Here is an 18056-nt window from a genome sequence, read left to right on the forward strand (position 1 = left end):
TCACGTTCCCGCGGCGGCAAGGGTGACGAGGTGATCTGCCGTGCGCCGCGCCAAAGGCTGCAACATGCCGCGCGCGGTCAGCGTGAGCCAATAGTGGCCGGCTTCGAACATCGCCGGATGTCCGCGACGAATCCGTCCGCTCTCCAGATGGGGTTGGGCGGCAAGGGTGGTCAGCAGCACGGGGCCGGCACCGCCGATGCAGGCTTCAACCGCGCTCAGCGGATCGTCCACGGTGACCGAGTAGCGCAGTGGCGGGCAATGACCGTAGGCGTGGTGTATCCACTGCGACCAATCGGCGCCTTTGTGGCAGACGAGATCGTGGCACGCGAGCTCTGTCGCCGATACTGGCGCGCGAAGGGGCGAGCCGCCTGCCAAATAGATGCCGACATGTCCGGCGAACAAGGTGTGTGCATCGCCATGCGGCGATGTGGGTGAGAACTCGATGACGATGTCTGCCTCTGTGCTTGGTGCGGCGTCTGGCAGGCGACTGGTACTGAGTTCGAATCCCAGTTCGGGTGCGCCGAGACGTGTGCGCAGCACAGGCAGTTGCTGCGGAAGCCAATGTGCGCCCAGCACGGGCGTGACATCGAGATGCACACGCTGCCGCACCCTTGTGCGCAGCGTTTGCGTCGCCTCGCGAAAGGCGAAGACAAGCCGGGTCAATTCGTCGTGGCAGGCCTGGCCTGCTGGGGTGGCAACCATGTGCCGACCTTGGCGCTCGAGCAGCTTCAGTCCGAGGCTGTGTTCCGCCTGGCGGATGCGGTGGCTGATCGCGGATGGGGTGAGTGAGAGCTCCTCCGCGGCGAGCGTCAGGCTGCCGAGGCGAACGCTTGCTTCGAGCGCCAGCAGTTCCAGCAGGGGCAGATCACGCAATAATGAACGACTCATGTGCAGGACGCTCCACCATGTTCTCAAGTACGCCCGTTCCCCCGCTGCATGCGCTGGTCGCCTTCGAGGCCCTGGTCCGCCAGGGCACGGCAGCACGTGCCCTGCGTGAGCTGGGGGTCAGCAAGGCCGCTCTTGCCGGCTCGGTCGCCCTGCTCGAGGAGCGCACCGGCCTGCATCTTTTCGTGCGACATACACCCGTCGTAGAACTCACCGCCGAAGGCCTGGCCTACTATCATGCCGTTGCAGCATTTGCCCACGGTATTGCCGATGTGCTGCATCGTCTAGGCGGTCACTTCGGTACCGAAATCCGTATTGCCGCCACGCCCGGCGTGGCGCGCCTGTGGCTGGCATCGCAGCTCGAGACGATCCGTGCATCGTGTGCCGGTGTGGCGTTCAAGGTCGCGGTGAGCGAGTCCTTGTCCGACCTCGAACGCAGCGAGTGTGACATTGCCCTGCGCTACTGTCATCCGGACGAATATGACGACGAATGCCATGTCCTGTGGCGTGAATCGCTGGCCGTTTTCGCACCCGAGACCCAAGGCGGTGGCCTTCGTCTGCGCGCGCTGTCCGATTTGCTCGCCAATGAACCCTTGATCGAACATCCGTCGTTTTCATGGTCTCGCGTCGCCGCGCACATTGGTCTTGCTTCCCTGCCACGTGCCCCCGGACTGGTGTGCCATGACCTGTACGCCATCCTGTCGGCCTGTGCGCGTGGTGAAGGGCTGGCGCTGTTGCCCGAACGCCTCACCCACGACATGCGCGCCCGTCTCGGCCTGGTGCCGGTCAACGCCTGTCGGCTCGATGCAAAGCCATATGTGCTGTTGTATTCAGCACGTGGGCGGGCACGTCCGGTGGTACGCGATTGCGCCCGGATCATCGTCGGTCTTGCTGCCCAACTGCAGCCGGATGCCGAGGTCGGCGAGGCAGGTCCGCAACATCCGCATACCGACCCGTCCGCATGATCGCAGGCGCGGGTGGATGACAACCCGGGCCAGGTTGCGGCTGCTGAGCACGACAACCCCGTCGCGGCGTACGGTGTGCGATTCGCCGGCCATCAGCACGACATCCAGCCCCGGACGCTGCTCGGTCAGCCAGATCATGCCCTCGGTACAGCTGATCCGTGTCCCCTCGGCAAGGTCGATCGCTTGTACGGACTTCTTGCCCAGCGTCAGTTCGGCCATGACTTCGAAAGCTGAGTGCATCGCTGATTCCTCCGGTCGATATGCCCCCTCTCCACGGCATACATAAAAAGTGCCGTCCCCGGAGGGACGGTTCCGATGGCGGAAAAAGCACCTGCCAGGGGGCAGGCGGGGAGAGGACGGTGAGGTCAGCGTAAGGCGGTCGCGGGTGAGGTGTGCTGAAAATTGCGGTGTGCGCGCTCAGCAATCTTCAACAATGCGCTGCTGCGCTTGGGGGACCATGGGCAGCGTGAATACCGCAGGAGGTGAAAGGAATGATCGAGTCGTCAAATGGCGGGGTCGAGATCGAGTTCTGGTTCGATCCGGCGAGTTCCTATTCGTACATTGCTGCGGCCGACCTTGCCGGGATCGAAGCGCGGTGCGGCGCGATGTTCCGCTACCGGCCGTTCCTGCTGGGGCCGATCTTCGCCGCGCAGGGCTGGAACGATTCGCCCTTCAATCTCTATCCCGGCAAGGGGGCGTACATGTGGCGGGATCTGGGCAGGCTGTGTGCCGATCGCAAGCTGCCGCTGCGGCGGCCGCGCCAGTTTCCGCGCAACAGCGTGCTGCCGGCCTGCGTGGCGTTGATCGGGCTCGACCATGAATGGGGGAAGCGCTTCGTGACAGCGCTCTTTACCGCGAATTTCGGTCATGACGTCGATACCTCCAGCGCCGCGGGCCTCGGCGAGGTCCTGCGCGCTCTGGGCATCGATCCCGAGCCGGTACTGGCGGCCGCCGCCGACCCGGGTGTACGCGCACGATTGCGGGCGTCGACGGAAGAGGCCATCCGCCGCGGTATCTTCGGCGCACCGAGTTTCATGGTGGGCGAGGAGCTGTTCTGGGGAACCGATCGCCTCGAACAGGCGATTCGCCATGCGGGGGCAGTGTCCGCCCTGCCCTTGTCGGGAGAACATGGATGAGCATCACGGCCGAATTCAGTTACCTGCTGCCCATGCAGGAGAAGCCCCGCACTTACCTGCATCAGCCGCCGGCGGGCATCGAGCGGGAGAACGCCCGTTATGCATCGCATGCCTGCAGGGTGAACGACGCGCGGCACGGGCACGACACCCGACTGGACGTCGAGGGTTTCCGTCTGCTCGCCGAGCGCAGTGAGGTTGCCGATTTCCTTGACTGGCGCGAGGTGAGGGAAACCTACTATCGTGAATGCGCGGACATCGTCCGGCGCTTGACCGGTGCCCGACTGGCGATCGTGTTTGATCACCTCGTGCGAGCGCGCGAGCCGGGTCGTCCCGCGCTCGGCTTTGGTCGCGAAGGCGATGGCAACAAGCCGGCGGCGGTCGGCAGGGTACACAACGATTACACCGACGCATCCGGCCGGCGCCGGCTTGGCGTCCAGTGTCCGGGTATGGACGGCATGCGTTGGGAAGGCCGATTCGCGATCCTTAACCTGTGGCGGCCCCTGGTCAGTGAGGTGCTCGATACGCCGCTCGGTATCTGCGATGCCCGCAGCGTGCCGCAGGACGATCTGGTGGCGTGCGATATCCACTACAAGGATCGCAGTGGCGAGATCTATCTCGCGACCCATTCTCCCCACCATCGTTGGTACTACTTTCCGAAGATGACGCGCGATGAGGTGCTGGTGTTCAAGTCTTTCGACTCGGCGCAGGATGTCGCGCGCTTCACCCCGCATGCGGCGTTCGACGAACCGGAGATTCCACCCGATGCCCCCTTGCGCAGGAGTATCGAGTTGCGTGTGCTGGTGATCTACTGAGGGACTGCGGCCATCGCCGGTTCGCCGCGGTGGCCGGTCGGGGAATCTTTTACCGTCGTGCTACTCTGACTGGAGCATTCCAATTCAGCGGCGGATGACGCCGCCCAAGAGATACGCATGTACACGAACAAGCACCGGATGAATTTCTTCGAGCAGTTTTCGCGCTCGCCCTCGCAACCCCGGACGTTTCTGCAGAGACTGGTGACCACCGTCGCAGCGGTCGGTGTGTTTGCCGTCGCCCTGATGTTCTCGGTCTTCCTGTTCGCCGCGGTACTGACCGTCGGACTCGCGGCGTGGGCATACCTGTGGTGGAAATCGCGCGATCTGCGCAAGCAGATGCGCGAGCAGCAGGCGCGCCGGCAGGCAGAGGAAGGCCTGGTGATAGAGGGTGAGGTGATTCGCGAGGTCGACTCCTCGGCGCGGGATCGTAGCTGATCGTTACACGCCGTCGCTGGTCAGTTTCCCTGGAAGGTCTGTCGCCACGCTTTTGGAGACACGCCGAAGGCGTGGCCGAAGTGCTGGCGCAAGGAGGCCGCCGAGCCGAAGCCGGCCAGGGCGGCAATGTGCTCGACCGGGTGGGTCGTGGTTTCGAGCAGGCGCTGGGTCAGGGACAGGCGCTCGGCGAGCAGCCAGTCGCCCACCGTCGAACCGGTCAATTGTCGAAAGCGGCGGGTAAAAGTGCGCCGACTCATGAGCGCCCTTTCGGCCAGGTTGTCTAGCGAATGCGGCTGCTGCAGGTTGGCACGCACCCAGTCCAGCAGACCGGAAAGTCGGGCGTCGCGGGCGGTGGAGGGCAGCGGCTGATCGATATACTGTGCCTGCCCGCCCTGGCGATGCGGCGGCATGACGAGGCGCCGTGCCACGGCGTTGGCGATTTCGCTGCCACAGGACTTGCGCAGCAAGTGCAGACAGCAATCAATGCCTGCCGTCGTCCCCGCCGAGGTGAGGATGTTGCCGTCCTCGACATAGAGCACATCGGCGTCAAGCCTGACCTTCGGATAGCGTGTTGCGAATGCCTGCGCCCACGCCCAGTGCGTGGTCGCGGTGCGCCCGTCCAGCAGGCCCGCTTCGGCCAGCGCGAAGGCACCCAGGCACAGGCCCACCAGTTGCGCGCCGCGCGCATGTGCTGATACCAGTGCCTCGAGCAGGGCAGGAGGTGGCCGTTCTTGCGGATTGCGCCAGCTTGGCACGATGACCGTCTGTGCCTTCTCCAGTGCCTCCAGCCCGAAATCGACCGCGACGCGAAAACCGGCGGTGGTGCGTAACGGCCCTTCCTCGACGGCGCACACCATCAGCTCGAACGCTGGCACGCCGGGGTGGCGATCGCCGAACACGACACAGGGAACGGACAGATGAAAAGGGCTGATGTGATCGAAGGCGACGACGGCGACAGTGTGCGGTGGCATGTCAGGCTCCATTCGAATGTGGCACGACTGATGGCCCGATCTTAGCGGAGTGTGTCATTCAGGTCACTTATCGCGGCGGGTGAGCAGATGAATAATCGCTCCACCACCCACCCCGAGGAGTATGCAAATGTCCGGACAGCCCAGGCGAGCCCTGATCGTGATCGACGTCCAGAACGAATACGTCAGCGGCAATCTGTTGATCGAATACCCCGATGTGAATTCGTCGCTGGCGAACATTGCGCGGGCCATGGACGCGGCGCACGCCGCTGGCATACCCGTGGTCGTGGTACGTCACCTCGCGCCCGAGTCCTCCCCCCTGTTCGCCCGTGGCAGCGAGGGTGCGGAGTTGCATCCGCTCGTGGCCGCCCGCCATTGCGATCACAGGGTGGAAAAGAGCATGGCAAGCGCGCTTGCCGGCACCGGACTGGGCGACTGGTTGCGCGAGCGTGGGGTCGACACCCTGACCGTGGTCGGCTACATGACGCACAACTGTGACGACGCCACCGTCCGTCAGGCCAGGCATGAGGGCTGGACCGTCGAGTTGCTGTACGACGCGGCAGGCTCCGTGCCCTATGCCAATGCCCGTGGCTCGGCCACCGCGGAAGAGATCCACCGCGTGTTTACCGTGGTGATGCATACCGGTTTTGCCGCCGTCGTCAGCACGGACGACTGGCTGGCCGCGGTGGCCCGCGGCGAACCCCTGTTGCCGGACAACATCCATCTGTCCAACCAGCGCGTTGTGAACGGGCGTTGAGCATGGGGTGGCGCCATCGGCGCGCGTGCTGCCGGGTCCAACTTGCGCGGCCTGCTGTTCGCCACTTCGGGACGGGCAACGCCGTGCGCAGCGTGGCAGTGTCGCAGTGGGTCAGCCCGGCGCGAGACCGGCCAGTGCCCGGGTGATGGCAGCGGCGTCGAGGCCGGGCATCAGGGGCGGATGCTGACCGCACCACAGCGGCGAGAAGTCGCCGCTGCCGCGTGCTTCCGCAGCCGCGCGCAGCGGCGCCACGGCCGAGGTGGCGAGCGGAAAGTCGGGCGCTGCGGGACTGAACGGCCCCTGTTCGGCGATGAGCCGGTTGACGATGCCGCGCGCCGGGCGACCGGTAAACAGGTTGGTGAGTGCAGTGTGGCTGGCGGCAGCACTCCCGAGCGAGGCCCGATGTACGGCGCTGGTCGTGGCTTCCGGGCACAGCAGGTAGGCCGTGCCAACCTGTACGCCGGCCGCGCCGAGCGTCATGGCGGCGGTGACGCCGGCCGCATCGGCAATGCCGCCGGCGGCGATGACCGGCACATCGACCGCACGCACGATGCGCCGCAGCAAGGCGAAAAGGCCGCACTGGGTGCTCATGTCCATATTCAGGAACATGCCGCGATGGCCACCGGCTTCCAGGCCTTGAGCGATGACCGCATCGACGCCGGCGTTGGCGAGCCAGACGGCCTCTTCGACCGTGGTGGCCGACGACAGCACCTTTGTTCCCCAGGACTTGATACGTGCGAGCAGTTGTGGGGAGGGCAGCCCGAAATGGAAGCTCACGACCGGCGGTCTGAAGGCTTCGATCAGGTCGGCGATGTCGGCGGTGAACGGTGCTCGACCTGGTCCGGCGGAGATCGTGTCCGGATCGATGCCGAATTCGGCATGGTAGGGCCTGAGGCACGCACGCCACGCCGTCTCCCGCGCGGCGTCGGGCTGCGGCGGGGTATGGCAGAAGAAGTTCAGGTTGAATGGCCTGTCAGTCGCGCCTCGAATGGCGTGCAATTCACTGCGCAGCGCATCGGCCGAGAGCATGGCGCAGGGCAGTGAGCCCAGCCCGCCGGCATTGGATACGGCGATGGCCAGGGCGCTGCCCTGTACGCCCGCCATGGGGGCCTGGATGATTGGCAGGGCAGTGCCCAGAAGTGTGATGATTTCCATCTTGCGCGCTGTTCAGGTTCTTGGTTGTCCGCCGAATGCGATCGGTCGGCAGACTGCGTTCAGATCGATCCCGCGTGTTCGATGACAAGGATGCGGGCTTCGCCGCGCGGGCGGGCGACGTGCTCGCAGCCCGCTCCGGCATGGAAGATGTCGCCCGCGCCGAGGGTGACGACATGTTCGATCGCGTTGTCGCGATAATGCATGTCGACCACGCCGTCGACAACCGCGAATACCTCCTCTCCGTCGTTGATGTGCCAGCGATAGGGTGCATTGGTCCAGTGCAGGCGCACGCTGATGCCATTCATGCTGGCAATGTCGACTGCGTCCCACGCACGGCTGGCGGTAAATGACTTGCTGCACACGACTTTCATCGGTGTCCCTCTGATATGAGCGCTTCACAGGCCGAATTCGGCCCACAGAGGATAATGGTCCGACACGCGATAGGAAATGGCACTTCTGCTCAGGTCGAGATCGCGATACACATAGGGCAGGAAGTCGACATGGCCGGCCCGGCGATAGGTCAGGCTGAGCGATGGCTTGCCATCGTCGGCTTCGAACCAGGCGATCTGATCGTAGTGTTTCGCGGTCGACGCTTCGCCCGCGCGGGTGAAGATCGATCGCGGCACCGCATCGAGATCGGCGGGCGCCTTGAGCCCGGTGGCGGTGAATGCCTGCCATAGCGGATCGCCGCGGCGATCGATGTTGAAGTCGCCGAGCGCGATCAGGTTTTGCGACCAGGCGTTGACGTTGTCGGCCCAGTTTCGCATCCAGCGCGCGATGGCGCGCAGTTCGGGGATGCGATCGGACGCGCTCGCGCCGTAGGTGACATGAAGCGTCACGAGGATGAAGGTCGCTCGGCCGGAACGGAAGCTGACCGCATAAGGCGTGCGTGCGAACTGGCGGCGCAGGGCGCCGGCATCGATCTCGTCGAGCCACTGCTGCGGCACGACCAGCTCGCAGGCAAGACCGGAGAGCTCCAGCCGGCGGCGGTCGAACAGGAAGGCCATGCGCTCGCCGTTGCCCGGCGCGCCCGCGGTGACGTCGGTCATCAGGAAGGCCCAGTCGGGGCCCAGCCATTTCAACAGATCGCGCAGGGCGCGAAGGTCGCCCTTGACCTCCTGCACCGCGACGACGTCGAAGCGGCGAATGATCTCGCCGATGGCGAGCAAGCCTCGGAGGTCGCGCTTTGGCGAATGATGCTCGGTGGCGGTCCACTCGCGCGTCAGCGAACCGAAACCGCGGATGTTCCAGGTCGCGATCAGCAGGTTCTCGTCGAGGCGCTTGGACGGAACCGTCTCGCCAAGATAGGTGCGCAGTGCGTCCATGTCCGACTGGACCGCGGGCGGCGGCAGATCGTCTATCAGCGGCATGGGCGACTCTCCTGACGGACCGAATGGGCAGCGTGCTGGTCCGGCGCGCGGCAAACGGAGCCGGGTCCCGCCGTCTGCCGATAGATTCAAGCTAGTCGATGGGGTGCGGGATGCAAGCGTGCCGACGGTCGGTCCGGTGCAGCATGACCTTGAATATTGTTCGTCCGCGCATAAACTGTATAAACAGTATGTTCATATTGGCCAGGGTGCATATGGCATGGCGTTGGCGTGCACGGATGGGGTCGATCACGGCGGCCGGCCACGCTGCGGGATGAGGTGTGCATGAGCGATTCTGCGGCATCGACGGAAAAGTTGAAGAAGCGCAAGCTGGTACGTGACAGTTTCACGATGCCGGAGGCCGAGTACGCGGCCATTGCCGCGATCAAGAAACGCTGTCTGAAATCCGGCGCAGCGGTGAAGAAAAGCGAGATCCTGCGCGCGGCGATTGCGATGCTCGCGGCAACGAGCGATGCCGAACTGGTCGCCGCGATCAGGGCGGTCGAGGTGATCAAGACCGGACGCCCGCCCAAGACCGGCAGCTAGACCGTCGGCGCGCGCGGTTCCGATCGCGCATCGACGGACATTGTGCAAAGGGGGACGACATGTTTGCCCTGAAGAAAGGTCGGCTGCGCGTGGTGACGCGACGCTGTTTCCTGGTGCCGATGGTGATGTGGGGCGGCGCGTTCAGCCCCTCGGCACAGTCGGAGCGGGCGGCGTGGTTTCCGGATGCGCCGACGACTCATCGCTATGTCTGGGACGATGCTGCGTGTGCGACATGCGAAGCGACGACGCCCGAGCCCGAATGGCGGCACATGGCGGCGCTGGCCGGGGTGCCCGAGGTGCGCTTCATGACTGCGCCCGATGAACGCCGCGGACCGGCTTACGCCATCGCGCCCGACGTCGTGGTCCTGAGTCCGTCCGCGCGCACGCTGCCTGTCTGCCAGTTGGCCTTTGTCGTCGGCCATGAGCTGGTGCATGTCGCCCGCCGCCACTTCGACGAGGATGTCGTCGCGTTGCTGGCGTTTTCGCGTTTGCCAGACCACTGGAGCGAGCGCGGAGAGGACGCCATGCAGCTGCTGGAACATGATTACGGTCTGGCGTTGCGCCTGTCGGAGATGTGGCAGCGTCAGGAGCAGGAAGCGGACTGGCTGGGGGCGCTGCTGTCGGCAGAGGCCAGGGGCTGCACGGTCGAGTCCGGTGCGCTGGCCTATCTGCGTGGCAGTCGCGCAGGCGGCGGCATCGGCGCAGCGCATGCGCCAAGTGCGGTGCGCATGCGCAAACTGCAGCCATTTGCAGAGTCGGCCCGGCGGCTGGCCGATCTGGCACCGCGCTGAGTCTATTCCAGGGATGCGAGAAAGCGAGCCCGCGCACTGGACAGCGCCATCCGTGCGGACTCGTCCGACAGTCGCAGCGCGGTGGCGTGATACGCCTCGAACGCGGCCAGCACCTTTTCCGAGTCCAGCTTGCGCGATTCGGCGCGCGGCGGGGGCGTTTCACCGGCCACCGGCTTGAGCACCGCGAACTTGGGAATGAAGTGCTGACCGCCCTGTTCGGTTGCGGCCGTCATCGGCCCGGTCTTGGTGAGGACCATGCCCTTGTATTCGAAGCGGGCGCCCATCGCCAGCTGGTTGAGTTTCATCGCCTGCGCTCGGGACAAAGCTGTCATTCTAGAGCAGGCCGCGGCTGTTAATATTGGCCGCGTTCATCGCCATTCCAAGGGCCTTACCTCATGACCGCATTGATCATCGGGCTGCTGCTGTTTTTCTCGACCCATTCGAGCCGCATCTTCGCCGAAGACAACCGTAGCCGCTACATCGAGCACTACGGCATGAAGAAGTGGAAGCTGGCGTATTCGATGGTTTCCATCGTCGGCCTGTCACTGATGATCTGGGGCTACGGTCAGGCGCGCATGGATCCGGTGGTGCTGTGGATGCCGCCGATTTGGACGCGGCATCTGGCGGCACTGCTGACCCTGCCCGCCTTCGTGCTGCTGGTTGCGGCCTATGTGCCGGGGACCCTCATCAAGGCCAGGCTGGGTCACCCGATGGTGGCCGGGGTCAAGCTGTGGGCGCTTGCGCACCTGCTCGCCAATGGCAAGCTGGCCGATGTCCTGCTGTTCGGCAGCTTCCTGGTGTGGGCCATCATGAGCTTCACCCACGCGCGTCGCCGCGACCGTGCCCAAGGGGTGGTCCGCGAAGGCCGTCTGGCGCGCGATGGGGTGGCCTTGATCGTGGGGCTGGTGGCCTGGTTCGTGTTCGTGCGCTACCTGCACTTCCCGCTGATCGGTGTGGCGCCGTTTGCGTAACCTGGATATTGCCTTCGTGGCGCTACAGGGGCGCCGTCTGATGGGCCGCCCGGTACGCTTCCGCCTGCGTCAGCAGCCAGCCTGAAAAGCGTTGCACGGCAGCGCGGTCCTGGCGATTTTCCGGACAGGCGAGGTAATAGGCGAGATCGCCGGTCAGGGTGATGTCGAACGGTGCGACCAGATCGCCGGCTGCCAGTTCGCCGAGCACCAGGAAGCGTGGTACCAGCGCAACACCGAGGCCCGCCCGGGCCGCTTCGACGAGCATCGAGAACAGCTCGAAGCGGGGCCCGCCAATCGCTTCGACCGCCGGGACCCCTGCGGCTTCGAACCAGCGCCGCCAGGCGTCGTGGCGCGCCGACTGGTGCAGCAGCGGAAAGCGCGCCAGCGCGGCCGGTTCGCGGCAATCCTGCTGTTGCAGCATGGCCGGTGCCATCACCGGGATCATCTCTTCACCGAACAGGTAGGCACTTGTCGCCCCCGGCCACACCGCGGTGCCGAAGTGAATCGCCGCGTCGAAAACCGTGTCATTGAACAGGAACGGGTCGGCGCGCGTGGTGAGATTGAGGGTGATGCCCGGGTGCGCGCGCTGGAAGTCCGGCAGGCGCGGTATCAGCCAGCGGTTCGCGAAGGTCGGAATGACGGCGACCTCGAGCACGTCGCCGCTGCCGCGGTGGGTCATGATGGATACCGTATCACGTTCGAGCCGGTCGAGTCCGTCGACCACCTGCCTGAAGTAGAGCTGACCCGCTTCGGTCAGTGAAATGCGCTTCTTGATGCGATTGAACAGGCGCACCCCGAGATAGTCCTCGAGCACCGCCACCTGCTTGCATACCGCACTCTGGGTCAGCGACAGCGCAGCGGCAGCGCGGGTGAAACTGAGGTGTCGCGCCGAGGCTTCGAAAGCGGTCAACGACTCGACACTCGGAATCCGTCTGCGCATCGATCATTCCTGAAACTCATGATCTTCGTATTCTATTTCGTTTGAAAAGGGTTTGCACAGGGACAAGAATGGCGACCCTCGAATGCGACAAGTTGTTGTTTAAGAAAAACATTTGTGTAAATGTTTTTCTTTGCAGGGTGTGCCTGCCGGTTGTGATCGAGATACATTTTTTTGCACATTCAGGAGTAAAACTATGCAAGTCGTCGCCAATGCCCTCAATAACAGTGCTCCCCAGATCAATGCCATGCGCACCTTCGCACGCGATGCGGCGGTGCTGGAGCAAACGTCTGCCGTGGCGCCCGACGGTAGCGAGCGGGTGGAGCTGAATCACGTGGTGGAACTGGGTTACAACTGAGCGGTCTCGAGCACATGATGCGCAACTCGGCCGCCAGGCTTCTCGCCCCCGGCCTGAATCATCCCCAAAGGTTGAAGCTTGCCGCAGAGCTGCATTCGCGCCCCTTCATCAGTCTTGCCGCGCCTGCCTGCGTGTCGCACCTGGCGATCCACGGCGATGAGGGTGCGCAGTACGACGAGCGTGTGCTGGCGGACTTCTGCGTGCGCTTCGGTGTTGCGGCGCCAGCGCCGGGTGCTCAGCATTTCTTTCACGATTTCGGTCATTTCCGCCTGAAGTGGGAGCGCCACACCGAGTTCTCGACCTTCACCTTCATCGAGCACAACGTCAGCGGTGAGGCATTTTCCGAGACGCCGATGCGGCATGTTCCGCATGACTGGCTGGCAATGCTCGATGGCAAGGTGATCGTCGCTTCGCATATCGCCACCGAGTGCGGCGAGCGCTATGAGCTCGGCAATCCGCGTCTGCGGCGGCTGTTTCCGGCGGTGCCGCTGGTGGGCAGCAGGGTGCTCGGGGGCGGAGAGCTATGGACCGATTTCCTGATCGGTCCGGACGGTTTCTCGCGTTTTCTGCTGCGCGATACCGGTTTGCGCGAGATGCAGCTCGGTCGCGTGGTGCAGCGCATCTGCGAGATCGAAACCTATGTGATGATGGCGCTGCTCGCCCTGCCGCTGGCGCGCAGCAACGCTGCCTTGCTGGAGAAGGTCGAGGAAGACGTGGCGCGTCTGGGGCTGCGGATGCAGGTGTTCGAACCCGCTGCCGACGAGGCCCTGCTGCTGGAGATCACCCAGCTGGCGGCAAAGGTGCGCTCGATGTCCTTCGACAGCGGTTATCGCTTCAGCGCAGCACAGGCCTACCATCGCATCGTGCGTGCCCGCATTGGCGAGCTGCGCGAGAAGCGCATCGAGGGCGTGCCGACGGTCGGCGAGTTCATGGATCGCCGACTGGTGCCGGCGATGGATACCTGCGTGTCGGTTGCTGCGCGGCAGGAGGCGCTGGCGAACAAGGTCAGCCGCTCCAACGATCTGTTGCGAACGCGCGTGAGTATTGCCCAGGAACGCCAGAGCCAGCGTGTGCTGGAGAGCCTCAGCCACAGCGCGGCCATGCAGTTGCGCTTGCAGCAGGCGGTCGAAGGCCTGTCGGTGGTGGCCATTTCATATTACGGCATCAGCCTGGGGGCGTACGCGCTCAAGGCGCTGAAGGGATGGGGCGCGGGTGTCAACGTCGATGGTGTGGTCGGCGTGCTGTTGCCATTGGTGCTGGGCGCCACCTGGCTTGGCATGCGGCGGATGCGCCATCAGCTTCACGTCAGGCAGGCACCGACGCCTGCGCAATGAAGGCGGCGGATGCCGGGGGGGGCAGGACCGGATCAGCCCGGATCGTGGCTGAGGTCGTTTGCGCGATCGACGTCGGACAGCACGATCGCGTTGCGTCCGCCCTCCTTGGCCTGATACATCGCGGTGTCGGCATTGCGGGCAAGTGCGATGGCGTCCTTGCCGTGCTCGGGATGGATGGCAATGCCGATGCTGGCGGAGATCGAACAGGCGTGGCCTTCCAGGGAGAACGGACTGTTCAGTCGTGCGCGGATCTTCTCCGCGACCATCAAGGCGTCGCCGGCATGATGCAGGTTGCGTAGCAGGACGACGAATTCGTCGCCGCCGATCCGCGCCGGAATGTCGGATTCGCGCACGGCCTGGCGCAGGCGCTGGCTGACCTCGAGCAGCAGCAGATCGCCGATGCGATGGCCCATCGAATCGTTGATGGACTTGAAGCGGTCGAGATCGATGAACATCAGCCCGAATCGTGTTCCCTCACGACGCGCGGCAGCGAGGGCGGCACCCATGTGTTCGTCGAACAGGACGCGATTGGGCAGGTCGGTCAGCGGGTCGTGCTGGGCCATGTGGCGCAGGCGTTGCTCGGCCTGCTTGCGTTCGGTGATGTCGATGAAGGACACCAGCACCATATCCTCGAGTACGTCGGCATTGATCAGGACGTCGCGCATGGCGCCGTCGCGGCACAGCACGCGCGCTTCCATCGCCTCCATCCTCGTCCGATCGGCCGTGCCGCGGGCCATGTTCCATGGCACCATCAGGTTGCTGCGCGACTGTTCGTCCGGAAAGGCCAGCTGTGCCCATGCGTCGGCGGTGGCGATCTCGTCCAGGACATAGCCGAAAATGGCGACGAACTGCCGGTTCAGGAACACGCATCGGGTGTCTTCGCCCAGCGTGCAACACGCGATCGCGGTCGGAATGTTGTCCAGCATCCTGCGCATGCGCTGCTCGCTGGCCTTGAGCTGTGCGTCGGCTTGCTTGCGCGCGGTGATGTCGCGGCTGACGCCGTGTACTTCCAGTTTGCCCGTCTTGCGGTTCCTCACCTGACTCATGACGACTTCTGTCCAGATCGCCGAGCCATCCTTGCGCGACTTGAGGACTTGCTTCGTCATGACGCCGCCACTCTCGGAGTCGTCGGCAAGGTGCTGCAAGCGGTCTGCAATTTCCGGCGTCAAGGCCTGAGCGACCGGCATCGCCATGATCTCTTGCGGCGTATAGCCACGCTGTTTGACGATCGACGGGCTCACATAGAGCAGTTTCAGGGTCTCGGCGTCGAGGACCCACACCACGTCATCGATGTTCTCGGTGGCGTTCTGATAGCGCTCGGTCCTGAGCTGAAAGCGATGATGTGCATAGATGATCACCAGTCCCACGGTGGTGAAGGTCAACACTCTTGCCATGTCGGCAGGGTCATGGATGACGAGCGATCGGGTCGGTTCCATGAAGAACCAGTCGGCCAGCCCGATCGACAGTACCAGCGCGAGCATGCCGCCGACCGGCCCGCCGATCCAGCTGCTGGCGACGAGGGCAGGATAGAACACGAGGAAGGCCAGCGGCTGAATCGATTCCCACAGACGGCTTTGCAGCGCCAGCGCCAGGAAGGGCATCAGAACGGCGAACGCCAGTTCGAGCCGACGACGGGAAGATGTTGCGGGAAAGGGCATTGGATTGGGATGGTCGTCCGGGGCAAGGTGTGCCGATATTACATGGAGTTGCCGGTCGTGCGTTGGTGTCGGTCCAGGCGTGCCTTGCCATGCTGCGGTTGCAGTTGGTGCGATTTGTTTGCACCATGCTGTTGTCAACGAGATGAGTGTCCAGATGAAGTGTGCAGCCTGTGGAGGTGAGGTTCCGGACGACGCCGGATTCTGCAGCCATTGTGGCGTTCGCCTGACCGGAACAGGGGGGCCGGGAACGCCAGCATATGACCGTCAGTGGGATATCGAAACGGCTGTATCCGACGGGTCCGACTTCCATTCGGAAGACACGATCATTCCCGACTTCACGCCCCCGGCTTCGCGGCCGGGCGTCGCGCCGGGCGATACGCGGTCCGGGCTGGCCGCCACGCCCGCGTCGGCCCCGGGCGCGTCTGCCGGAGGCCGACGGACCGGGCCGATGTTGGTGGCCGCGGCGCTGGCCCTGCTGCTCGTCGCTGCGGCCATCTACCATTTCTCGGCCGGCAACGAAACCATCGTCGTGGCGCAGGCCCCGGTGAGCCCGGCGGCGGTGTCCGGAAGTGAGCCCTCGATGCCGCCATCCGAACACGTCGATCCCGCGGTTGCCGGCGTCGGCACGGGCGACTCGGAGCCGCCTGCAATGGTGCCGGCGGGCGAGGTGTCACCGCAGGCGGAAGAGGCGGTGCAGACGGCAACGCCGGCAGCGGCCGCCGCCACGAGCAAGCCGGAGCCCCGGATGAGACCCAAGGACACTGCCCAGCGCAAAGCGCCGCCGCCGGCCGTCCAGTCACCGCCGCCCGCGCCCGTTCCCAAGGGGGGGACGGAGGGGACACGACCGTGGCTGGCGGCGCTTCGGGAAGATCTGGCCGCATGCGAGCGCGAATCCTTCTTTCCGCGCATCGCCTGTCGCGAGAAGGCGAGGTGGAAACACTGTGCTCCCGATCACTGGAACGCCGTGCCTGAATGCAAGGCCAGTGCTGGCATCGAGCGCCCGGGGCAGAATCCTTAGCCGGCTTCGTCCGCCCGTCGCGCGCCAAGGACTGCAGCCAGCCGGCTCAGGGCTTGAGCCGGTAGCCGGTGCGGAAGATCCAGCCGACGATCACGATGCAGGCGACGAGGAAGAAGAAGGTCATCCCCAGACTCAGCGCCGGGCTGACGTCGGCAATGCCATAGAAGCTCCAGCGAAAACCGCTGACCAGATACACCACCGGATTGAACAGCGTCACCGTCTGCCAGAATGGCGGCAGCATGCTGATCGAATAGAAACTGCCGCCGAGGAAGGTTAGTGGCGTGACGATCAGCATCGGCACCAGCTGCAGCTTTTCGAAGCCGTCGGCCCAGATGCCGATGATGAAGCCGAGCAGGCTGAACGTGACCGCGGTGAGGACGAGGAACATCAGCATCCACAGCGGGTGCTGGATCGTCAGCGGGACGAACAGTGCCGCGGTGGCGAGGATGATCAGGCCGAGGATGATCGACTTGGTGGCGGCCGCCCCGACATAGGCGATGACGATCTCGAGATAGGACACTGGTGCCGACAGCACCTCGTAGATGGTGCCGGTGAAACGTGGAAAATAGATGCCGAACGAAGCATTGGCGATGCTCTGGGTGAGCAGCGCCAGCATGATCAGGCCGGGCACGATGAAGCTGCCGTAGCTCACGCCGTCGACATGCGGAATGCGCGAGCCGATGGCCGCGCCGAACACCACGAAATACAGCGAGGTGGAGATCACCGGCGAGATGATGCTCTGGGTCAGCGTGCGCCTGGCACGTGCCATCTCGAAGCGGTAGATGGCGTTGATGGCGTGCAGGTTCATCGTTCTTCCTTCACCAGATCCACGAAAATGTCCTCCAGCGAGCTCTGCGTCGTGTTCACGTCCTTGAACGCGATGCCCGCGGTGGCGAGGTCGCGCAGCAACTCGGCGACACCGTGCTGTGCGCGTTCGGCGTCATAGGTAAATACCAGCGCGTGACCGTCTTCGGTGCGCTCCAGTCCGTAGCCGGAGAGCGTTTCGGGAATCGCCCCGATCGCCTCCTGCAGTTGCACGGTGAGCTGTTTGCGGCCCAGCTTGTGCATCAGCGTGGCCTTGTCTTCCACCAGGATGATCTCGCCGCGGGTGATCACGCCGATGCGATCGGCCATTTCCTCGGCCTCCTCGATGTAATGCGTGGTCAGGATCACTGTGACGCCCTGCCGTCTCAGTTCGCTCACCAGTGCCCACATGTCGCGGCGCAGTTCGACATCGACGCCGGCGGTGGGCTCGTCGAGAAACAGGATTCCGGGTTCATGGGACAGGGCCTTGGCGATCAGCAGGCGACGCTTCATGCCGCCCGACAGCGTCATGATCCTGCTGTTGCGCTTGTCCCACAGCGACAGCGACCGCAGCACCTTTTCGATATGGGCGGGATTGGCCGGCTTGCCGAACAGGCCGCGGCTGAAGCTGACCGCCGAGAATACGGTTTCGAAGGCTTCGGTGGTCAGCTCCTGCGGCACCAGACCGATCAGCTCGCGCGCGGCGCGATAGTCGGTCACGATGTCGTGGCCGCCCACCGTCACTGTGCCCGTAGAGGCATTGACCAGACCGCACACGATGCTGATCAGGGTTGTCTTGCCTGCACCATTGGGGCCGAGCAGGGCGAAGATCTCGCCCCGGCGGATGTCCAGGTTTACCGTCTTGAGCGCCTGAAAGCCGCTGTCGTAGGTCTTGGACAGATTGGAAATGGAAATCATCGTCGTCATGCACGTGAACATACCAGACGTGGTGACAAAGCTTGCGGCATGCGTGCGGTGCTTTCATCCCTCGGCAAGCTTCGACGCATACGATGAGGCCGCTGTCGGCGCCGCGACGGGCGCGTGAAATTGTTTGCCGCGCTGCAGCAAGCTCGTGTAGCGTGTGCGGCGCAAGGTCTTGATCGTGCGTGCCTGTTGCCGCTGACGATCGAGCCTTCATCGACCCCGACCGACATTGCCC

The 18056-nt window shown here is 64.5% G+C and carries 23 protein-coding genes; 13 read left to right on the forward strand and 10 right to left on the reverse strand.

Translation table 11 applies throughout. From position 1 onward, the window contains the following. On the reverse strand, positions 1-888 hold the full coding sequence (locus J5J83_RS15770) for a LysR family transcriptional regulator (protein WP_212350756.1): 888 nt from the start codon (positions 886-888) through the stop codon (positions 1-3). A gap of 17 nt (positions 889-905) precedes the next feature. Here J5J83_RS15770 and J5J83_RS15775 point away from each other — a divergent pair, with 17 nt between their 5' ends. The 5 genes from J5J83_RS15775 to J5J83_RS15795 all read left to right on the forward strand — a co-directional run bounded on the left by J5J83_RS15775 (position 906) and on the right by J5J83_RS15795 (position 4233). Then, the gene (locus J5J83_RS15775) at positions 906-1850 is read left to right on the forward strand and encodes a LysR family transcriptional regulator (RefSeq protein ID WP_212350758.1); all 945 of its coding nucleotides are present in this window, start codon (positions 906-908) and stop codon (positions 1848-1850) included. A gap of 12 nt (positions 1851-1862) precedes the next feature. Then, complete coding sequence (locus J5J83_RS15780; protein WP_212353640.1) at positions 1863-2084, forward strand: hypothetical protein; 222 nt, start codon at positions 1863-1865, stop codon at positions 2082-2084. Between the two features lie 257 nt (positions 2085-2341). Further along, positions 2342-2986: a 2-hydroxychromene-2-carboxylate isomerase gene (locus J5J83_RS15785; RefSeq protein ID WP_212350760.1), complete on the forward strand. Its 645-nt coding sequence runs from the start codon at positions 2342-2344 to the stop codon at positions 2984-2986. Next, positions 2983-3798 carry a CmcJ/NvfI family oxidoreductase gene (locus J5J83_RS15790; protein ID WP_212350762.1) on the forward strand — a complete coding sequence of 272 codons (816 nt, stop codon included), beginning with the start codon at positions 2983-2985 and terminating at the stop codon, positions 3796-3798. The genes J5J83_RS15785 and J5J83_RS15790 overlap by 4 nt, the downstream gene beginning before the upstream one ends. A 117-nt stretch (positions 3799-3915) precedes the next feature. Continuing rightward, complete coding sequence (locus tag J5J83_RS15795; RefSeq protein ID WP_212350764.1) at positions 3916-4233, forward strand: hypothetical protein; 318 nt, start codon at positions 3916-3918, stop codon at positions 4231-4233. 20 nt (positions 4234-4253) lie between these two features. On the opposite strand, the gene J5J83_RS15800 is transcribed toward J5J83_RS15795, so the two are convergent. Beyond that, the gene (locus J5J83_RS15800; protein ID WP_212350766.1) at positions 4254-5204 is read right to left on the reverse strand and encodes a helix-turn-helix domain-containing protein; all 951 of its coding nucleotides are present in this window, start codon (positions 5202-5204) and stop codon (positions 4254-4256) included. 127 nt (positions 5205-5331) lie between these two features. On the opposite strand from J5J83_RS15800, the gene J5J83_RS15805 reads away from it, so the two are divergent. Beyond that, on the forward strand, positions 5332-5958 hold the full coding sequence (locus tag J5J83_RS15805; protein ID WP_212350768.1) for a cysteine hydrolase family protein: 627 nt from the start codon (positions 5332-5334) through the stop codon (positions 5956-5958). 111 nt (positions 5959-6069) lie between these two features. Here J5J83_RS15805 and J5J83_RS15810 read toward each other — a convergent pair whose 3' ends face one another. From J5J83_RS15810 to J5J83_RS15820, 3 genes are read right to left on the reverse strand one after another with little or no spacing between them, the layout of a single operon-like run. After that, on the reverse strand, positions 6070-7113 hold the full coding sequence (locus J5J83_RS15810) for a nitronate monooxygenase (RefSeq protein WP_212350770.1): 1044 nt from the start codon (positions 7111-7113) through the stop codon (positions 6070-6072). Between the two features lie 59 nt (positions 7114-7172). Continuing rightward, positions 7173-7484 (reverse strand): cupin domain-containing protein, encoded by a 312-nt coding sequence (locus J5J83_RS15815; RefSeq protein WP_212350772.1) that lies wholly within the window; start codon positions 7482-7484, stop codon positions 7173-7175. A 24-nt stretch (positions 7485-7508) separates the two neighbouring features. After that, positions 7509-8483 carry an endonuclease/exonuclease/phosphatase family protein gene (locus J5J83_RS15820; RefSeq protein ID WP_212350774.1) on the reverse strand — a complete coding sequence of 325 codons (975 nt, stop codon included), beginning with the start codon at positions 8481-8483 and terminating at the stop codon, positions 7509-7511. Positions 8484-8765: 282 nt separating this feature from the next. Here J5J83_RS15820 and J5J83_RS15825 point away from each other — a divergent pair, with 282 nt between their 5' ends. After that, complete coding sequence (locus J5J83_RS15825; RefSeq protein WP_212350776.1) at positions 8766-9026, forward strand: hypothetical protein; 261 nt, start codon at positions 8766-8768, stop codon at positions 9024-9026. A 59-nt stretch (positions 9027-9085) separates the two neighbouring features. Beyond that, a complete protein-coding gene (locus J5J83_RS15830) occupies positions 9086-9817 on the forward strand; it encodes a M48 family metalloprotease (RefSeq protein ID WP_212350778.1) in 732 nt (243 codons plus the stop codon). 2 nt (positions 9818-9819) lie between these two features. Here the strand turns inward: J5J83_RS15830 and J5J83_RS15835 are convergent, their stop codons facing one another. Continuing rightward, on the reverse strand, positions 9820-10122 hold the full coding sequence (locus J5J83_RS15835) for a hypothetical protein (protein ID WP_212350780.1): 303 nt from the start codon (positions 10120-10122) through the stop codon (positions 9820-9822). 90 nt (positions 10123-10212) lie between these two features. On the opposite strand from J5J83_RS15835, the gene J5J83_RS15840 reads away from it, so the two are divergent. Further along, complete coding sequence (locus J5J83_RS15840; protein ID WP_212350782.1) at positions 10213-10788, forward strand: NnrU family protein; 576 nt, start codon at positions 10213-10215, stop codon at positions 10786-10788. Between the two features lie 22 nt (positions 10789-10810). Here J5J83_RS15840 and gcvA read toward each other — a convergent pair whose 3' ends face one another. Next, on the reverse strand, positions 10811-11728 hold the full coding sequence (gene gcvA, locus J5J83_RS15845; protein WP_212350784.1) for a transcriptional regulator GcvA: 918 nt from the start codon (positions 11726-11728) through the stop codon (positions 10811-10813). Between the two features lie 193 nt (positions 11729-11921). On the opposite strand from gcvA, the gene J5J83_RS15850 reads away from it, so the two are divergent. Then, positions 11922-12083: a hypothetical protein gene (locus J5J83_RS15850; protein ID WP_212350786.1), complete on the forward strand. Its 162-nt coding sequence runs from the start codon at positions 11922-11924 to the stop codon at positions 12081-12083. Between the two features lie 14 nt (positions 12084-12097). Beyond that, positions 12098-13417, forward strand: a complete 1320-nt coding sequence (locus J5J83_RS15855; RefSeq protein WP_249115744.1) for a DUF3422 domain-containing protein — start codon at positions 12098-12100, stop codon at positions 13415-13417. Between the two features lie 32 nt (positions 13418-13449). Here the strand turns inward: J5J83_RS15855 and J5J83_RS15860 are convergent, their stop codons facing one another. Next, positions 13450-15075: a diguanylate cyclase gene (locus J5J83_RS15860; protein ID WP_212350788.1), complete on the reverse strand. Its 1626-nt coding sequence runs from the start codon at positions 15073-15075 to the stop codon at positions 13450-13452. A gap of 154 nt (positions 15076-15229) precedes the next feature. Here J5J83_RS15860 and J5J83_RS15865 point away from each other — a divergent pair, with 154 nt between their 5' ends. Beyond that, on the forward strand, positions 15230-16093 hold the full coding sequence (locus J5J83_RS15865; protein WP_212350790.1) for a zinc ribbon domain-containing protein: 864 nt from the start codon (positions 15230-15232) through the stop codon (positions 16091-16093). Positions 16094-16139: 46 nt separating this feature from the next. On the opposite strand, the gene J5J83_RS15870 is transcribed toward J5J83_RS15865, so the two are convergent. Together J5J83_RS15870 and J5J83_RS15875 are read right to left on the reverse strand one after the other, a co-directional pair. Beyond that, positions 16140-16901, reverse strand: a complete 762-nt coding sequence (locus tag J5J83_RS15870; protein ID WP_212350792.1) for an ABC transporter permease — start codon at positions 16899-16901, stop codon at positions 16140-16142. After that, entirely contained in the window at positions 16898-17815 is a 918-nt protein-coding gene (locus J5J83_RS15875; protein ID WP_249115745.1) for an ABC transporter ATP-binding protein, read from the reverse strand. The genes J5J83_RS15870 and J5J83_RS15875 overlap by 4 nt, the downstream gene beginning before the upstream one ends. Here J5J83_RS15875 and J5J83_RS15880 point away from each other — a divergent pair. Next, positions 17805-17942 carry a hypothetical protein gene (locus tag J5J83_RS15880; protein WP_212353643.1) on the forward strand — a complete coding sequence of 46 codons (138 nt, stop codon included), beginning with the start codon at positions 17805-17807 and terminating at the stop codon, positions 17940-17942. The two genes, J5J83_RS15875 and J5J83_RS15880, sit on opposite strands and share 11 nt — an antisense overlap. Positions 17943-18056: the final 114 nt, after the last annotated feature.

This window comes from Azoarcus sp. L1K30 (genome assembly GCF_018122735.1).
In the GTDB taxonomy this organism is placed as follows: Bacteria; Pseudomonadota; Gammaproteobacteria; order Burkholderiales; family Rhodocyclaceae; genus Parazoarcus.

Excerpts from the sequence above, each read along its gene's own strand:
- J5J83_RS15835 (WP_212350780.1), bottom strand. The coding sequence starts at position 10,122 with ATGAAACTCAACCAGCTGGCGATGGGCGCCCGCTTCGAATACAAGGGC.
- J5J83_RS15805 (WP_212350768.1), top strand. The coding sequence starts at position 5,332 with ATGTCCGGACAGCCCAGGCGAGCCCTGATCGTGATCGACGTCCAGAAC.
- gcvA (WP_212350784.1), bottom strand. The coding sequence starts at position 11,728 with ATGCGCAGACGGATTCCGAGTGTCGAGTCGTTGACCGCTTTCGAAGCC.
- J5J83_RS15840 (WP_212350782.1), top strand. The coding sequence starts at position 10,213 with ATGACCGCATTGATCATCGGGCTGCTGCTGTTTTTCTCGACCCATTCG.
- J5J83_RS15850 (WP_212350786.1), top strand. The coding sequence starts at position 11,922 with ATGCAAGTCGTCGCCAATGCCCTCAATAACAGTGCTCCCCAGATCAAT.
- J5J83_RS15860 (WP_212350788.1), bottom strand. The coding sequence starts at position 15,075 with ATGCCCTTTCCCGCAACATCTTCCCGTCGTCGGCTCGAACTGGCGTTC.
- J5J83_RS15800 (WP_212350766.1), bottom strand. The coding sequence starts at position 5,204 with ATGCCACCGCACACTGTCGCCGTCGTCGCCTTCGATCACATCAGCCCT.
- J5J83_RS15820 (WP_212350774.1), bottom strand. The coding sequence starts at position 8,483 with ATGCCGCTGATAGACGATCTGCCGCCGCCCGCGGTCCAGTCGGACATG.
- J5J83_RS15855 (WP_249115744.1), top strand. The coding sequence starts at position 12,098 with ATGATGCGCAACTCGGCCGCCAGGCTTCTCGCCCCCGGCCTGAATCAT.
- J5J83_RS15775 (WP_212350758.1), top strand. The coding sequence starts at position 906 with ATGTTCTCAAGTACGCCCGTTCCCCCGCTGCATGCGCTGGTCGCCTTC.
- J5J83_RS15790 (WP_212350762.1), top strand. The coding sequence starts at position 2,983 with ATGAGCATCACGGCCGAATTCAGTTACCTGCTGCCCATGCAGGAGAAG.
- J5J83_RS15875 (WP_249115745.1), bottom strand. The coding sequence starts at position 17,815 with ATGATTTCCATTTCCAATCTGTCCAAGACCTACGACAGCGGCTTTCAG.
- J5J83_RS15830 (WP_212350778.1), top strand. The coding sequence starts at position 9,086 with ATGTTTGCCCTGAAGAAAGGTCGGCTGCGCGTGGTGACGCGACGCTGT.
- J5J83_RS15785 (WP_212350760.1), top strand. The coding sequence starts at position 2,342 with ATGATCGAGTCGTCAAATGGCGGGGTCGAGATCGAGTTCTGGTTCGAT.
- J5J83_RS15810 (WP_212350770.1), bottom strand. The coding sequence starts at position 7,113 with ATGGAAATCATCACACTTCTGGGCACTGCCCTGCCAATCATCCAGGCC.
- J5J83_RS15795 (WP_212350764.1), top strand. The coding sequence starts at position 3,916 with ATGTACACGAACAAGCACCGGATGAATTTCTTCGAGCAGTTTTCGCGC.
- J5J83_RS15825 (WP_212350776.1), top strand. The coding sequence starts at position 8,766 with ATGAGCGATTCTGCGGCATCGACGGAAAAGTTGAAGAAGCGCAAGCTG.
- J5J83_RS15880 (WP_212353643.1), top strand. The coding sequence starts at position 17,805 with ATGGAAATCATCGTCGTCATGCACGTGAACATACCAGACGTGGTGACA.
- J5J83_RS15815 (WP_212350772.1), bottom strand. The coding sequence starts at position 7,484 with ATGAAAGTCGTGTGCAGCAAGTCATTTACCGCCAGCCGTGCGTGGGAC.
- J5J83_RS15865 (WP_212350790.1), top strand. The coding sequence starts at position 15,230 with ATGAAGTGTGCAGCCTGTGGAGGTGAGGTTCCGGACGACGCCGGATTC.
- J5J83_RS15770 (WP_212350756.1), bottom strand. The coding sequence starts at position 888 with ATGAGTCGTTCATTATTGCGTGATCTGCCCCTGCTGGAACTGCTGGCG.
- J5J83_RS15870 (WP_212350792.1), bottom strand. The coding sequence starts at position 16,901 with ATGAACCTGCACGCCATCAACGCCATCTACCGCTTCGAGATGGCACGT.